Here is a 15376-nt window from a genome sequence, read left to right as displayed (position 1 = left end):
CTGCACACCTTGCACCACTGCACGAAGGGGAAGCCATGACAGCGACGACCGACGGAAGCACCGGGGCCCTGCCACCCCGCGCCGCCGCGGCCAGCGAACACGACACCGACATCCCCGCGGCGGCCGGGGTACCAGAAGCCGCCGCACGCGCCGCCCGGCGTGCCACCGACTTCCTGCTCTCCCGCCAGGACGCCGAGGGCTGGTGGAAGGGCGACCTCGAGACCAACGTCACGATGGACGCCGAGGACCTGCTGCTCCGTCAGTTCCTCGGCATCCGCGACGAGAAGACCACCCGGGCCGCCGCTCTCTTCATCCGCGGCGAGCAGCGCGACGACGGCGCCTGGGCGACCTTCTACCGCGGCCCCGGCGAGCTCTCCGCCACCATCGAGGCCTACGTAGCCCTCCGCCTGGCGGGCGACGCGCCCGACGCGCCCCACATGGCCAGGGCCTCAGCCTGGATCCGCGAGCGGGGCGGTATCGCCGCCGCCCGGGTCTTCACCCGGATCTGGCTCGCGCTGTTCGGCTGGTGGAAGTGGGAGGACCTGCCCGAACTCCCGCCGGAGCTCGTCTGGTTCCCGAAGTGGATGCCGCTCAACATCTACGACTTCGGCTGCTGGGCCCGGCAGACCATCGTCCCGCTGACGATCGTCTCCGCCGAGCGGCCCGTACGCCCCGCGCCCTTCCCGCTCGACGAGCTGCACACCGACCCGGCCACCCCGAACCCCGCCAAGCCCCTTGCGCCGATGGTCAGTTGGGACGGCGCCTTCCAGCGTATGGACAAGGGCCTGCACGCCCTGCGGAAGGTCGCCCCGCGCCGGCTGCGCAGAGCCGCCATGAACAGCGCCGCCCGCTGGATCGTCGAACGGCAGGAGAACGACGGCTGCTGGGGCGGCATCCAGCCGCCCGCCGTGTACTCGATCATCGCCCTGCACCTGCTCGGCTACGACCTCCAGCACCCCGTGATGCGGGAGGGGCTGGCGTCCCTGGACCGGTTCGCCGTGTGGCGTGAGGACGGGGCCCGGATGATCGAGGCCTGCCAGTCGCCGGTCTGGGACACCTGCCTCGCCGCGATCGCGCTCGCCGACGCCGGACTGCCCGCCGACCACCCCCAGTTGGTGAAGGCGGCGGACTGGATGCTGGGCGAGGAGATCGTCAGACCCGGCGACTGGTCCGTCAAACGGCCCCAACTTCCGCCCGGGGGCTGGGCGTTCGAGTTCCACAACGACAACTACCCCGATATCGACGACACCGCCGAGGTGATCCTGGCGCTCCGCCGGATCACCCACCACGACCCGGAGCGGCTGGAGAAGGCCATCGGGCGCGGACTGCGCTGGACCCTCGGCATGCAGTCGAAGAACGGCGCGTGGGCCGCCTTCGACGTCGACAACACGAGCCCCTTCCCGAACCGGCTGCCGTTCTGCGACTTCGGCGAGGTCATCGACCCGCCCTCCGCCGACGTCACCGCGCACGTCGTCGAGATGCTCGCGGTGGAGGGACTCGCCCACCACCCGCGCACCCGGCGCGGCATCGAATGGCTGCTGGCCGAACAAGAGCCGGACGGCTCGTGGTTCGGGCGCTGGGGCGTCAACTACGTCTACGGCACCGGATCCGTCGTACCCGCCCTGGTCGCCGCGGGCCTGCCCGCCGCGCACCCGGCGATCCGGCGGGCCGTGACCTGGCTGGAGTCGGTCCAGAACGACGACGGCGGCTGGGGCGAGGACCTGCGCTCCTACCACGACGTCAAGGAGTGGAGCGGCAAGGGCGCCTCGACCGCCTCCCAGACCGCGTGGGCCCTGATGGCCCTGCTCGCGGCGGGGGAGCGGGACTCCAAGGCCGTCGAACGCGGCGTCGAATGGCTCGCCGCCACCCAGCGGGCCGACGGCTCCTGGGACGAGCCGTACTTCACCGGGACGGGCTTCCCGTGGGACTTCTCGATCAACTACCACCTCTACCGGCAGGTGTTCCCCCTCACCGCGCTCGGCCGCTACGTCCACGGGGAGCCCTTCGCCGACCGGCACCAGGGGAGCGGGGAGGCCGCGAGGCCGTACTCCAAGGCCAAGGGGAGCTGATGAGCACCCAGCCGGCCTCGGTCCCGCTGCTGATCGCCTGCGCGCTCGGCATCGAGCAGCTCGCCCTGCGCGCCGGCGGCCGAGGCGGTGCCGACGGACCGGTCACCGTGCTGCGCACGGGCATGGGGCCGGCGGCGGCCGAGCGGTCCGTCACCCGGATGCTCGCCGATCCGGCCCTGCACGACGCCGCCGTACTCGCCACCGGCTTCTGCGCGGGTCTCGCACCCGGCATGCACCCGGGCGACCTGGTCGTCGCCGAGGAGACCCGCGACCCGCGCGGTACGACCGTCTGCGTCGGGACCGAACTGCTGGTCAAGGAGCTGACCCGGGCCGTACCCGGGCGGACCGTGCACACCGGGCCGCTCACCGGCTCCGACCACGTCGTACGCGGGCCCGAACGGTCCGCTCTCCGCGCCACCGGCGCAATCGCCGTCGACATGGAGTCCGCCGTCACGCTTCTGAGCGCCGTGCGCGCGGGCGAGCGCCCGGTTGCGGCCGTCCGGGTGGTCGTGGACGCTCCTGAACATGAACTCGTCCGGATCGGCACGGTGCGCGGTGGAATATCGGCTTTCCGTGTCCTTCGTTCCGTCCTTCCCGCTTTCTTCGAATGGCACCGTTCCTTGCTGCTCCCCCGGAGGTGAGCCAGATGGCCATGCCGCTTCGACAGTCCATCAAGGTCGCTACATATTTGGCTGAACAGAAGATCCGCCGGCGGGACAAGTTCCCGCTGATCGTCGAGCTGGAGCCGCTGTTCGCCTGCAACCTCAAGTGCGAGGGCTGCGGCAAGATCCAGCACCCGGCCGGGGTGCTCAAGCAGCGGATGCCGGTCGCGCAGGCGGTCGGAGCGGTGCTGGAGTCCGGTGCCCCCATGGTGTCCATCGCCGGTGGCGAGCCCTTGATGCACCCGCAGATCGACGAGATCGTGCGTCAGCTGGTGGCGAGGCGGAAGTACGTCTTCCTGTGCACCAACGCGCTGCTCATGCGCAAGAAGATGGACAAGTTCAAGCCCTCCCCCTACTTCGCCTTCGCGGTGCACATCGACGGGCTGCGCGAGCGGCACGACGAGTCGGTGGCGAAGGAGGGCGTCTTCGACGAGGCCGTGGAGGCCATCAAGGAGGCCAAGCGGCGCGGCTTCCGGGTGACCACCAACTCGACCTTCTTCAACACCGACACCCCGCAGACCATCATCGAGGTGCTGAACTTCCTCAACGACGACCTCCAGGTCGACGAGATGATGATCTCGCCCGCCTACGCCTACGAGAAGGCCCCCGACCAGGAGCACTTCCTCGGCGTCGAGCAGACCCGCGAGCTGTTCAAGAAGGCCTTCGCGGGCGGCAACCGGCGGCGCTGGCGGCTCAACCACTCCCCGCTCTTCCTGGACTTCCTGGAGGGCAAGGTCGACTTCCCGTGCACCGCGTGGGCGATCCCGAACTACTCGCTGTTCGGCTGGCAGCGCCCCTGCTACCTGATGAGCGACGGGTATGTGCCGACGTACCGGGAGCTGGTCGAGGACACCGACTGGGACAAGTACGGCCGCGGCAAGGACCCGCGCTGCGCCAACTGCATGGCGCACTGCGGCTACGAGCCCACCGCCGTGCTCGCCACCATGGGATCGCTGAAGGAGTCCCTGCGCGCCCTGCGCGAGACGGTCTCCGGGAACCGGGAGCAGATGCCATGACCGCCATTTCGCTGGGTGTCCCCGAGGTACCGGCCCGGCCGATCGCCGAGCGGCGCGTCTCGCGCCGGATCGAGGTCGGTCCGGTGGCGGTCGGGGGCGGGGCCCCGGTGTCGGTGCAGTCGATGACGACGACCCGTACGTCGGACATCGGCGCCACCCTGCAGCAGATCGCCGAACTCACCGCGTCCGGCTGCCAGATCGTCCGGGTCGCCTGCCCGACCCAGGACGACGCGGACGCGCTCGCGACCATCGCGCGCAAATCGCAGATCCCGGTGATCGCGGACATCCACTTCCAGCCGAAGTACGTGTTCGCGGCCATCGAGGCGGGCTGTGCGGCCGTCCGCGTCAATCCCGGCAACATCAAGCAGTTCGACGACCGGATCAAGGAGATCGCGCAGGCCGCAAAGGACCACGGCACCCCGATCCGGATCGGCGTCAACGCTGGGTCGCTGGACCGGCGCCTCCTCCAGAAGTACGGGAAGGCGACCCCGGAGGCACTGGTCGAGAGCGCGCTGTGGGAGGCCTCGCTGTTCGAGGAGCACGGCTTCCGGGACATCAAGATCTCCGTCAAGCACAACGACCCGGTCGTGATGATCGAGGCGTACCGGCAGCTCGCCGAGCAGTGCGATTACCCGCTGCACCTGGGAGTGACCGAGGCGGGACCGGCGTTCCAGGGCACGATCAAGTCGGCCGTGGCGTTCGGCGCACTGCTCTCGCGCGGCATCGGCGACACGATCCGGGTGTCGCTGTCGGCCCCGCCGGCCGAGGAGGTCAAGGTCGGCATCCAGATCCTGCAGTCCCTGGGCCTCAGGGAACGCAGGCTGGAGATCGTCTCCTGCCCCTCCTGCGGACGCGCCCAGGTCGATGTCTACAAGCTCGCCGACGAGGTCACGGCCGGACTCGACGGCATGGAGGTGCCGTTGCGCGTCGCCGTCATGGGGTGTGTGGTCAACGGACCCGGCGAGGCGCGGGAGGCCGATCTGGGGGTGGCCTCCGGCAACGGCAAGGGGCAGATCTTCGTCAAGGGCGAGGTCATCAAGACCGTCCCCGAGTCGAAGATCGTCGAGACGCTGATCGAAGAGGCGATGAAGATCGCCGAGCAGATGGAGCAGGACGGCACGGGGCCGGGGGAGCCGGCCGTCACCGTGAGCTGAGCACCACGGAATTCGAAGGGGGCCCGACGTGACGATTCTGGAGACCATCCGGGGACCACGCGACCTGAAGGCGCTGTCCGAGGCGGAACTCGGTGAACTGTCCGAGGAGATCAGGGAGTTCCTGGTGCACGCGGTAGCCAGGACAGGCGGCCATCTGGGCCCCAATCTGGGCGTGGTGGAGCTGACCGTCGCCCTGCACCGGGTCTTCGAGTCACCGGTGGACCGCATCCTGTGGGACACCGGCCATCAGAGCTATGTCCACAAGCTGCTGACGGGACGCCAGGACTTCTCCAAACTGCGCGGCAAGGGCGGCCTGTCCGGCTACCCCTCGCGCGAGGAGTCCGAGCACGACGTCATCGAGAACAGCCACGCCTCCACGGCCCTCGGCTGGGCCGACGGGCTCGCCAAGGCCCGACAGGTGCAGGGGGAGAAGGGCCATGTCGTCGCGGTCATCGGCGACGGCGCCCTGACCGGCGGCATGGCCTGGGAGGCGCTGAACAACATCGCCGCCGCCAAGAACCGGCCGCTGATCATCGTCGTCAACGACAACGAACGCTCCTACGCCCCCACCATCGGCGGCCTCGCCAACCACCTCGCCACCCTGCGCACGACCGACGGTTACGAACGGGTCCTGGCCTGGGGCAAGGACGTACTCCAGGGCACACCCCTGGTCGGCCCCACCCTCTACGAGGCCCTGCACGGCGCCAAGAAGGGCTTCAAGGACGCCTTCGCCCCCCAGGGCCTCTTCGAGGACCTCGGCCTGAAGTACGTAGGCCCGATCGACGGGCACGACATCAAGGCCGTCGAGTCCGCCCTGCGACGCGCGAAACGCTTCCACGGGCCGGTCCTCGTCCACTGCCTCACCGAGAAGGGCCGCGGCTACGAACCCGCCGTCGCCCACGAGGAGGACCACTTCCACACCGTCGGCGTCATGGACCCGCTGACCTGCGCACCGCTCTCACCGGCCGGCGGTCCCTCCTGGACCTCCGTGTTCGGCGACGAGATCGTCAGAATCGGCGAGGAGCGGGAGGACGTGGTGGCGATCACCGCCGCCATGCTGCATCCGGTCGGCCTCGGCGCCTTCGCCGAGCGGTTCCCGGACCGGGTGTGGGACGTCGGCATCGCCGAGCAGCACGCGGCCGTGTCCGCCGCGGGCCTGGCGACGGGCGGACTGCACCCGGTCGTCGCCGTCTACGCCACCTTCCTCAACCGCGCCTTCGACCAGCTCCTGATGGACGTGGCCCTGCACCGCTGCGGGGTGACCTTCGTCCTGGACCGGGCCGGGGTCACCGGCGTCGACGGGGCCTCCCACAACGGCATGTGGGACATGTCCGTCCTCCAGGTCGTGCCCGGTCTGCGGATCGCCGCGCCCCGGGACGCCGACCAGCTACGGCTCCAGTTGCGCGAGGCGGTCGCCGTCGACGACGCCCCGACCCTGCTGCGCTTCCCGAAGGAGTCCGTCGGCCCGTCGGTCCCGGCGCTCGACCGGGTGGGAGGACTGGACGTGCTGCACCGCTCCTCACAGCCCCAGGTCCTCCTGGTGGCCGTGGGCGTGATGGCGCCCGTCTGCCTCCAGGCCGCCGAACTGCTCGACGCCCGCGGCATCGGCTGCACCGTCGTCGACCCCCGCTGGGTCAAGCCCGTCGACCCGGCGCTCCCGGGCCTCGCCGCCGCACACCGCCTGGTCGCCGTCGTCGAGGACAACAGCCGCGCGGCCGGGGTCGGCTCGGCCGTGGCGCTGGCCCTCGGCGACGCCGACGTCGACGTACCGGTACGGCGTTTCGGCATCCCGGAGCAGTTCCTCGCCCACGCCAAGCGCGGCGAGGTGCTCGCCGACATCGGCCTGACCCCCGTCGAGATCGCCGGACGGATCAGCGGAAGCCTCGCCGTCACGCAAGAGCTGTCCAAGGAGCCACTGGAATGACAACCGCCGAGTCCGCGTCGGAGCCGTCGCAGGCCGGGGAGTTCGACCTCGGCAAGCTGCTGGCCGAGCGCGGGGCCGAGCGCTACGAGCTGCACACCAGGTACCTCAACCACCAGCTCCCGCGCATGCTGCACACCATCGGCTTCGACAAGGTCTACGAGCGCGCCGAGGGCGCCTACTTCTACGACGCGGACGGCAACGACTACCTCGACATGCTCGCCGGGTTCGGGGTGATGGGCATCGGCCGCCACCACCCCGTCGTCCGCAAGGCCCTGCACGACGTCCTGGACGCGCGGCTCGCCGACCTCACCCGGTTCGACTGCCAGCCGCTGCCCGGCCTGCTCGCCGAGAAGCTGCTCGCGCACAGCCCGCACCTGGACCGGGTGTTCTTCGGCAACAGCGGCACCGAGGCCGTCGAGGGAGCGCTGAAGTTCGCCCGGTTCGTCACCGGCAGACCCAGGGTCCTGTACTGCGCGCACGCCTTCCACGGCCTGACCACCGGCTCCCTGTCCGTGAACGGTGAGTCCGGCTTTCGCGACGGCTTCGCCCCGCTGCTGCCCGACACGGCCGTACCGCTCGGCGATCTCGACGCGCTGGAGCGGGAGCTGAGGAGGGGCGATGTCGCCGCCCTGATCGTCGAGCCGATCCAGGGCAAGGGCGTGCTGACGCCCCCGCCCGGCTATCTGCTCGCCGCGCAGGAACTGCTGCACCGGCACAAGGCGCTGCTCATCGCCGACGAGGTGCAGACCGGCCTCGGCCGGACCGGCGACTTCTACGGCTACCAGCACGAGGACGGTGTGGAGCCCGACCTGGTGTGCGTGGCCAAGGCGCTCTCCGGCGGCTATGTCCCGGTCGGCGCCACGCTCGGCAAGGACTGGATCTTCAAGAAGGTCTACTCGTCCATGGACCGGGTCCTGGTCCACTCGGCGAGCTTCGGCTCCAACGCGCAGGCCATGGCGGCGGGCCTGGCCGTGCTGTCCGTGATGGAGAACGAGCAGGTCGTGGCCAATGTCCGGGCCACGGGCGAGCGGTTGAGGTCCCGGCTGGCCGCACTGACGGACCGGTACGAGATGCTCGCCGACGTCCGCGGCCGGGGCCTGATGATCGGCATCGAGTTCGGCCGGCCGAAGTCGCTGAAGCTGCGCGGCCGCTGGGCCATGCTCCAGGCCGCACGCAAGGGACTGTTCGCGCAGATGGTCGTCGTACCGCTGCTCCAGCGGCACCGGATCCTCACCCAGGTCTCCGGCGACCACATGGAGGTGATCAAGCTGATCCCGCCGCTGATCATCGGCGAGCGGGAGGTGGACCGCTTCGTCGACGCCTTCACCGCCGTGATGGACGACGCGCACAACGGCGGTCTGGTGTGGGACTTCGGGAAGACCCTGGTCAAGCAGGCGGTGGCCAACCGATAGGCGCCGGGGCGCCGGCTCCCGCCTTTTGCCCCTGAGGCAAGAAAGTTGCCGCAGGGGCAAGGCTCCGGCTGAATGGAGGCATGAGCGACTCCGAACAGTCGGGCGCGCTGCCCGCCGTGGCCCCGCAGCTGCGCGCGCTGCGGCGCCAGGCCTCCCTGACGCTGGAGGCCGCGGCCCGCGCCGCCGGGCTGTCGCCCGCCCACCTCTCCCGTCTGGAGACCGGACAGCGCCAGCCCTCACTGCCGATGCTGCTGGCGCTCGCCCGCGTCTACGGTACGACCGTCTCCGAACTGCTCGGTGAGACGGCCGCCGACCGGGACGCCGTGGTCCGCGCAACCGACATGGAACCGACCACAGCGGGCGGCTGGACCTATTGGCAGGCCGGCGCCTCCGGGCGCGGGATGCAGGCCCTGCGGGTCCATGTGCCGCACGGCTCCCAGGGCGACATCGTGCGCGTCCACCCGGGCGAGGAGTGGCTCCATGTGCTGCGCGGCCGGCTGCGGCTGCGCCTCGGGGACACCACGTACCGGCTCACACCCGGCGACAGCGCCCACTTCGACTCGCTCACCCCGCACCGGATCGCCGCCGAGGACCACGACGGCGTCGAACTGCTTTTCGTGCACACCCTGTTGCAGAGTCCCACGGCCACCCTGTGCCTGGGCCCCACCCCTGGAGAGACGCCTTGAGCGACATGGAGGAGAAGTTCCCGCGCGCCCTGTGGGTGCGGCTGTTCATCTACCTCGTGATGGGGCATGTCTTCGCCGCGTTCGTCTATTTCCTCTTCGAGGCGGGGGCCCGCTAGCCCGTGCCCCGGCCTCAGTCGAGAAGCCGCTCGCGCAGTCGCTCCCGGGTCTCCGGGGCGAGCTCCAGCCCCTTCTCCAGATAGGCGTCGACGCCGCCCCAGGTCTCCTCGACGGTGTCGAGGGCCGCCGTCAGATACTCGGCGCGCGCGTCGAACAGGGGGCTGAGCAGCTCCATGACCTCGGGGGAGTAGGCCGAGTCGGAGGAACCGCTGCGCCGCACCTTGTAGCGGCGGTGCTTCGCGTTCGACTTCAGATAGTCCTCGACGATCGCCTCGCGCTCGACGCCCACCGCGAGCAGCGTCACGGCGATCGACAGACCCGCGCGGTCCTTGCCCGCCGCGCAGTGCATCAGCGCGGGGACGCTGTCCTCGGCGAGCGAGTGCAGCACCTTGGAGTGCTCGGCGGTGCGGTGCTTGATGATCGTGCGGTAGGAGGCGATCATCCGGGCCGCTCCCTTGCCGTCCGAGAGGATCGCGCGCAGCTGCTCCAGGTCGCCGTCGCGGACCAGCTTCCAGAACTCGGCGCCGTCGGCGGGGTCGCTCAGCGGCAGGTTCACATTGCGCACACCCGGCAGCTCGACGTCCGGCCCTTCGAGCTTCTGGTCGGCCTCGTTACGGAAGTCGAAGATCGTGTGCAGGCCCAGCGTGGTCAGGAAGGCGGCGTCCTCACCGGTCGCGTGCGCGAGGTGCCCGCTGCGGAACAGCACTCCCTCGCGCACCCGCCGACCGTCCACGGTCGGCAGTCCGCCCACATCACGGAAGTTGCGCACTGCGGCCAGTTCGGGTTCGGTCGACGGGACCTGCTGCGTCACGGGGGCTCCTCCCACACGGCGCCGTCGGCGCGGCTCGTCGACGGGCACCACTCGACGATACGACATGCCTGCCAGGGGCAATGAGTTGTCCACAGGCGTTGCCCGGAGCACCCGACGCCCTTGATGATGTTCGTGCCTGGTCGCACCTGGTCGGGCTTGTTCGAATCTGTGAGGGCTTGATGCTGGAGATCTCCGAAGACGGTCGTACATGGGTGCTCTCGGGGCCGGCCAGCAGTTACGCCGTCCATGTCACCGACCGGGACGAGCTGCTGCACCTGCACTGGGGCGCCCGGATCGGCCTCGCCGACGCCGAGGCCCTGGCCGTCCATCCGCTGCCGGACTACTGGGCCTTCGAGTCCCCGCTCGACGGACGCGAGGAGTACCCGGTCGAGGGCGGCCCCCGCTTCACCCGGCCCGCCCTGTCCCTGCGCACCGCCGAGCGACGCGGCACCGAGTGGTCCTTCGAGGGCCATGACACCGGCGACGGCGAGCTGCGGCTCCGCTTCCGTGACGGCGATCTGGCCGTCACGTTGCACTACCGGATGCGCCCCTCGGCCGATGTCGTCGAGCGCTGGGTGACCCTGGAGAACCAGGGGCCGGACGTCGAGGTCCTGCGCGCCGACTCCGCCACCTGGACCCTGCCCGACCGTGACACCTGGCGGCTGTCCCAGCTCCACGGCCGCTGGGGCGCCGAGTCCCGGCTGACGCGCTCCGCCCTCACCTACGGCGAGAAGGTCATCGGCAGCCGCCGCGGTCACACCTCCCACCAGCATCTGCCCTGGGTCGCGCTCGACACCGACGCGACCGAGGAGCGAGGGGAGGTCTACGGCTGCGCCCTCGGCTGGTCCGGGTCCTGGCGGATCGCGGTCGCCCAACTCCCGGACGCGCGCGTGCAGATCACCGGCGGGGCCGGACACGACGACTCGGGCCTGCTGCGGCTGGGCACGGGCGAGTCGTACACGACCCCCGTCTTCGCCGGGCTCTGGAGCGACGGCGGCTTCGGCGGGGCGAGCCGCGCCTGGCACGCCTGGCAGCGCGACCATGTCGTCCCGGACGCGGACCGGGACCGGCCGGTGCTGTTCAACTCCTGGGAGGCCACCGAGTTCGACATCTCCGAGGAGCAGCAGCGGGCCCTCGCCGAGCGGGCCGCCGCCATGGGTGTCGAGCTGTTCGTCGTCGACGACGGCTGGTTCGGGTCCCGGACCAGCGACCGGGCCGGGCTCGGTGACTGGACGCCCAACCCCGACCGCTTCCCGGGCGGGCTGAAGCCCCTCGCCGACCAGGTGCACGGGCTCGGCATGCGGTTCGGGATCTGGGTCGAGCCGGAGATGGTCAACGCGGACAGCGACCTGTACCGCGCGCACCCCGACTGGGTGCAGTACCAAGCGGGACGAAAGCGGACGGAATTCCGCAATCAGCTGGTGCTGAACCTGGCCCGCGAGGACGTCCAGGAGTACCTGTGGGAGCAGCTCGACGGGCTGCTCTCCAGCGCGCCGATCGACTACGTCAAGTGGGACTTCAACCGCTGCTTCAGCGACGCCGGGTGGCCGGACGACCCCTACCCGCAGCGACTCTGGGTTGACCACGTCCGCGCTCTGTACGCCCTGCTGGACCGGCTGCGGGCGGCCCACCCCGGGGTGGCCTTCGAGTCCTGCTCGGGAGGTGGCGGCCGGATCGACCTCGGGGTGCTGGCCCGTACGGACCAGGTGTGGACCTCCGACAACACCGACCCGCTCGACCGGCTCGCCATCCAGCACGGCTTCAGCCAGATCCATCCGGCCCGGGTCATGGCCGCCTGGGTCACCGACAGCCCGAACGCCATGCTCAACCAGCGGGCCAGCTCCCTGCGGTTCCGGTTCGTCAGCGCGATGGCCGGGGTGCTCGGGGTGGGCGGCGACCTCACCCGGTGGACGGCGGAGGAGCTCGCCGAGGCGCGGGAGTGGGTCGGGCTCTACAAGGAGATCCGGCCTGTGGTGCAGCGCGGCGACCTGTACCGGCTGCGGCCCCCGGAGGGCGGCCTGAGCGCGGTGCAGTACGTCCTCGGGGACGAGACCGTCGTCCTCGCCTGGCTGCAGGCGCAGCGCTACGGCGAACCCGTCCCGCCGCTCCGGCTGCGGGGCCTCGACCCGACAGCGACGTACGAATGCCCCGAAACGGGCGAAGTTCACCGAGGGGCCGTACTGGCCCATCACGGACTTCGAGTCGGCCTGCGCGGCGACCTGGATGCCGCGGTCGTCCGCCTTCGGCGCAAGTAGCTGTTCTGTCCGAATTCGGTGATTAGGGAACTAAAGGTAGTTCAGGTGTTTCGGTATAACGTGCCCCGATCGTAAAGGAGATGAGGTCGGGGTGCGTGACCATCGTCATATTCGTGACGATGTGTTGTCGTCATGTTCACGTAATTCTTGCGGTATTCAGGGGCCTTGAGGAAAAACGGAGATCGTGAATCCACGCTCGGTGACGGGAAATGTGGCGACGCGTCAAGAGAAACGCCTTCACAGGCAACCGCAAGCTTGTCCCATTGCGTCTCGGTCGCTTACGTTCCACACCAATCCGGACGGACGCCTAATCCTGCCGCCGCCCGGAGCCCGCACACACTCACCCGTGTATGGCAGGAGCGGGGGACCCACAGGTACGACGCCTGTTCCGGTTCCCGGAACGGCTTGGGGTACAGCCGCACTTCGGTGCGGCCGGGCATCTCCAGCCCGCACCCGACAGCTCACCTCGCAGGCGCCGGAGAGGAATCCGCCATGCCCGCGAAGGGTAAGCATCGCCGCCCGAAGTCCCAGCGTTTCACCCGCTCCATAGCCGTCGCCGGAACCGGCGGGGCCGCCCTCGCCCTTCCGCTCATGGGGGCCGCCGGCGCCCACGCCGCGACCCCGCAGTCGGCTCCGGAAAAGGCCGTCCAGTCCGCTCCGGCCGCCGAGAAGAAGGCCGCCGAAAAGGCCACCGGCGCCCACACGTACACCGTGAAGGCCGGTGACTATCTCGCGAAGATCGCCGACGACCAGCACGTCAGCGGCGGCTGGAAGAAGCTCTACGACGACAACCGTGACGTGGTCGGTGCCGACCCGGCCCTGATCCACCCCGGTCTGAAGCTCTCGGTCGGCAAGAAGGCGGCGAGCGAGCCCAAGACGCAGCCGTCCGCGCCGAAGGCCGCCGAGAAGCCGAAGGCGTCGGCTGAGAAGTCGTCCGCCTCCGAGTCCTCCGCGAAGGGCGGCACCGCCGCGAAGCCCGCCGCCGCCAAGCCGGCCGCCGAGGCCTCCGGCTTCAGCCTGCCGGTCGACGGCGCCTCCGTCGGCACGCCGTACCACATGTCCGGAAGCATGTGGTCCAGCGGCTACCACACCGGTGTCGACTTCGTCGTCCCGACCGGCACCTCGCTGAAGGCCGTCGGCCCGGGCACCGTCGTCTCCGCCGGCTGGGGCGGCGCGTACGGCAACCAGGTCGTCATCCAGCTCGAGGACGGCAAGTACGCGCAGTACGCCCACCTGTCCCAGCTCTCCGTCTCGGCCGGCCAGACCGTGACGGGCGGGCAGCAGATCGGTCTGTCCGGTGCGACCGGCAACGTGACCGGACCGCACCTGCACTTCGAGATCCGCACCTCGCCCGACTACGGCTCGGACGTGGACCCGGTCGCCTACCTGCGCTCGCACGGCGTCTCCGTGGGCTGACCGATCGCACGACCACCTGCCTGACACGCGGCCGAAGGCCGGACCCCGATCCCCGGGTCCGGCCTTCGGTGTGTGCGGCCGTCGATCGCCTCTCGCCCCAAGGGCCTCAAGGGATCGACAGGAAGCGGCAGTTGGGACACAGTGATCCCGTCGTGAGTGCAAGCGCTTTCTCAAGGAGTCCGTGTCCCGTGCCGACCACCCGCAGAACGTTCGGAGCCCTGGCCACCGGAGCCGCCCTGGCCGCCCTCGCCCCGGCGGCGGCCGCGAACGCCGGGCCCCGTCACCGCCGCCTCATCGCCCACGACGACTTCTGCCACGGCCTCGCCCAGTGGGCGACCGAACTCCAGGGCGGCGGCACCGTCACCGCGTCACGCGGCGTGCTGGACATCGACGTACCGAGCGGAGCGACCGTCTGGTTCAGACGGCGCCTCGAAGGGCCGTACGTCCTCGAATACACCGCCACGCCCGTCTCCGAGGGCGGGGTCAACGACCGGGTCTCGGACCTCAACAACTTCTGGAACGCGACGGACGTCCGCTCCCCGGGGGACCTCTTCGCCACGCCGCGTGGCGGGGCGCTGGAGGAGTACGACCACCTGACCACGTACTACGCCGGGTACGGCGCCAACCACAACACCACGACCCGGCTGCGGCGTTACGTCGGCCAGGCCGGTGTGCGTCCCCTCCTCTACGACTACACCGAGCCGCTGCTGGTCCCGGGCGAGCCGAACCGGGTCCGGATCGTCTCCGACGGGTCGACGGTGCGCTGGTGGAACAACGGGCGGCTCGTCTTCGACTACACCGATCCACAGCCGTACACGAGCGGGCACTTCGCCTTCCGGACCGTGTGGAGCCATTTCCGGATCACGGGATTCCGGGTCTGGGGACTCACCCCGCAACATCCCTAGGGGGTGGCCTATTCCGGAGTTGGCGAACACTTTAGGAGTGGCTTATCTCACCGCCCGTCAACCCCTTCCTACGGTCGCGTAGGTCACATTCGAGGGTGAAGTATGAGCTGCTGTGGCAGACGATTCGAAGAGTGACAGCAGAGCAGTGATCGGGTCGTACGTGGCGGTGGGGGACAGCTTCACCGAGGGCGTCGGCGATCCCGGCCCCGACGGGGCGTTCGTCGGCTGGGCCGACCGGTTCGCCGTGCTGCTCGCCGACCGCAGGCCCGAAGGCGACTTCCGGTACGCCAATCTCGCCGTACGCGGAAAGCTCCTCGACCAGATCGTGGCGAACCAGCTTCCGAGGGCCGTCGACATGGCCCCGGACCTCGTCTCCTTCTGCGCCGGGGGCAACGACATCATCCGGCCCGGCACCGACCCGGACGAGGTGGCCGAGCGGTTCGAGGCGGCCATCGCGCAGCTCGCCGCGGTGGCCGGCACGGTGATGGTGACGACCGGGTTCGACACCCGTGGCGTGCCCGTGCTCAAGCATCTGCGCGGCAAGATCGCCACGTACAACGGGCATGTCCGGGCCATCGCCGACCGGTACGGCTGCCCGGTGCTCGACCTGTGGTCCCTGCGCAGTGTCCAGGACCGCCGGGCCTGGGACGCCGACCGGCTGCACCTGTCGCCCGACGGGCACACGCGCGTGGCGCTCCGGGCGGGTCAGGTGCTCGGCCTCGAGGTACCGGCCGACCCCGAGCAGGAGTGGCCCCCGCTGCCGCCCCGCGGCACCCTCGACATCCGGCGGGACAACGTCCACTGGGCACGCGAGTTCCTGGTGCCGTGGATCGGACGCCGGCTGCGCGGGGAGTCGTCGGGCGACCATGTGACGGCCAAGGGCGCGCTGTCGCCGGCGGACATCAGGATGCGGATCGACTCCGTGGCGTGAGTGCGGCCGGGGTGGGGG

At 70.3% G+C, this 15376-nt stretch carries 13 protein-coding genes and 1 riboswitch; of the genes, 12 read left to right on the top strand and 1 reads right to left on the bottom strand.

Going from position 1 to position 15376, the window contains the following annotated elements; all coding sequences use genetic code 11:
* Window positions 1-35: 35 nt before the first annotated feature.
* The 8 genes from shc (at window position 36) to NNW99_RS04175 (ending at window position 9039) form a co-directional block, all read left to right on the top strand.
* Window positions 36-2069 carry a squalene--hopene cyclase gene (shc, locus tag NNW99_RS04210; protein ID WP_215117286.1) on the top strand — a complete coding sequence of 678 codons (2034 nt, stop codon included), beginning with the start codon at window positions 36-38 and terminating at the stop codon, window positions 2067-2069.
* Window positions 2069-2710: a 1-hydroxy-2-methyl-2-butenyl 4-diphosphate reductase gene (locus NNW99_RS04205; RefSeq protein ID WP_215117284.1), complete on the top strand. Its 642-nt coding sequence runs from the start codon at window positions 2069-2071 to the stop codon at window positions 2708-2710. Before shc ends, NNW99_RS04205 begins: the two co-directional genes overlap by 1 nt.
* 5 nt (window positions 2711-2715) lie before the next feature.
* Window positions 2716-3747, top strand: a complete 1032-nt coding sequence (hpnH, locus tag NNW99_RS04200; RefSeq protein WP_215117282.1) for an adenosyl-hopene transferase HpnH — start codon at window positions 2716-2718, stop codon at window positions 3745-3747.
* Window positions 3744-4901, top strand: coding sequence for a flavodoxin-dependent (E)-4-hydroxy-3-methylbut-2-enyl-diphosphate synthase (gene ispG / locus NNW99_RS04195; protein ID WP_215117280.1), 1158 nt, complete (start codon window positions 3744-3746; stop codon window positions 4899-4901). The genes hpnH and ispG overlap by 4 nt, the downstream gene beginning before the upstream one ends.
* A 28-nt stretch (window positions 4902-4929) precedes the next feature.
* Window positions 4930-6825 (top strand): 1-deoxy-D-xylulose-5-phosphate synthase, encoded by a 1896-nt coding sequence (dxs, locus tag NNW99_RS04190; protein ID WP_215117278.1) that lies wholly within the window; start codon window positions 4930-4932, stop codon window positions 6823-6825.
* Window positions 6822-8237, top strand: a complete 1416-nt coding sequence (locus tag NNW99_RS04185; RefSeq protein ID WP_215117276.1) for an aspartate aminotransferase family protein — start codon at window positions 6822-6824, stop codon at window positions 8235-8237. The genes dxs and NNW99_RS04185 overlap by 4 nt, the downstream gene beginning before the upstream one ends.
* 80 nt (window positions 8238-8317) lie before the next feature.
* Window positions 8318-8923 (top strand): helix-turn-helix domain-containing protein, encoded by a 606-nt coding sequence (locus NNW99_RS04180; RefSeq protein WP_215117275.1) that lies wholly within the window; start codon window positions 8318-8320, stop codon window positions 8921-8923.
* Window positions 8920-9039 carry a DUF6126 family protein gene (locus NNW99_RS04175; RefSeq protein WP_037834720.1) on the top strand — a complete coding sequence of 40 codons (120 nt, stop codon included), beginning with the start codon at window positions 8920-8922 and terminating at the stop codon, window positions 9037-9039. Before NNW99_RS04180 ends, NNW99_RS04175 begins: the two co-directional genes overlap by 4 nt.
* 14 nt (window positions 9040-9053) lie before the next feature.
* Here NNW99_RS04175 and NNW99_RS04170 read toward each other — a convergent pair whose 3' ends face one another.
* Entirely contained in the window at window positions 9054-9851 is a 798-nt protein-coding gene (locus NNW99_RS04170; protein ID WP_215117273.1) for a tyrosine-protein phosphatase, read from the bottom strand.
* Between the two features lie 179 nt (window positions 9852-10030).
* On the opposite strand from NNW99_RS04170, the gene NNW99_RS04165 reads away from it, so the two are divergent.
* The 4 genes from NNW99_RS04165 (at window position 10031) to NNW99_RS04150 (ending at window position 15358) form a co-directional block, all read left to right on the top strand.
* Window positions 10031-12106 (top strand): alpha-galactosidase, encoded by a 2076-nt coding sequence (locus NNW99_RS04165; RefSeq protein ID WP_215117271.1) that lies wholly within the window; start codon window positions 10031-10033, stop codon window positions 12104-12106.
* A gap of 331 nt (window positions 12107-12437) precedes the next feature.
* Window positions 12438-12594, top strand: a riboswitch (cyclic di-AMP (ydaO/yuaA leader).
* A gap of 4 nt (window positions 12595-12598) precedes the next feature.
* Window positions 12599-13522, top strand: a complete 924-nt coding sequence (locus tag NNW99_RS04160; RefSeq protein WP_215117269.1) for a LysM peptidoglycan-binding domain-containing M23 family metallopeptidase — start codon at window positions 12599-12601, stop codon at window positions 13520-13522.
* 188 nt (window positions 13523-13710) lie between these two features.
* On the top strand, window positions 13711-14427 hold the full coding sequence (locus tag NNW99_RS04155; protein ID WP_215117268.1) for a DUF6250 domain-containing protein: 717 nt from the start codon (window positions 13711-13713) through the stop codon (window positions 14425-14427).
* Between the two features lie 145 nt (window positions 14428-14572).
* Entirely contained in the window at window positions 14573-15358 is a 786-nt protein-coding gene (locus NNW99_RS04150) for an SGNH/GDSL hydrolase family protein (RefSeq protein ID WP_215124139.1), read from the top strand.
* The last annotated feature ends 18 nt before the right edge of the window (window positions 15359-15376 follow it).

This window comes from Streptomyces sp. CRCS-T-1 (assembly GCF_024442335.1).
GTDB lineage: Bacteria > Actinomycetota > Actinomycetes > Streptomycetales > Streptomycetaceae > Streptomyces > Streptomyces koelreuteriae.
This window is presented reverse-complemented; position numbering and strand designations above follow the sequence as displayed.

Coding starts and splice junctions, on each gene's coding strand:
- shc (WP_215117286.1), top strand. CDS start 36: ATGACAGCGACGACCGACGGAAGCACCGGGGCCCTGCCACCCCGCGCC.
- NNW99_RS04205 (WP_215117284.1), top strand. CDS start 2,069: ATGAGCACCCAGCCGGCCTCGGTCCCGCTGCTGATCGCCTGCGCGCTC.
- hpnH (WP_215117282.1), top strand. CDS start 2,716: ATGGCCATGCCGCTTCGACAGTCCATCAAGGTCGCTACATATTTGGCT.
- ispG (WP_215117280.1), top strand. CDS start 3,744: ATGACCGCCATTTCGCTGGGTGTCCCCGAGGTACCGGCCCGGCCGATC.
- NNW99_RS04185 (WP_215117276.1), top strand. CDS start 6,822: ATGACAACCGCCGAGTCCGCGTCGGAGCCGTCGCAGGCCGGGGAGTTC.
- NNW99_RS04180 (WP_215117275.1), top strand. CDS start 8,318: ATGAGCGACTCCGAACAGTCGGGCGCGCTGCCCGCCGTGGCCCCGCAG.
- NNW99_RS04165 (WP_215117271.1), top strand. CDS start 10,031: ATGCTGGAGATCTCCGAAGACGGTCGTACATGGGTGCTCTCGGGGCCG.
- NNW99_RS04160 (WP_215117269.1), top strand. CDS start 12,599: ATGCCCGCGAAGGGTAAGCATCGCCGCCCGAAGTCCCAGCGTTTCACC.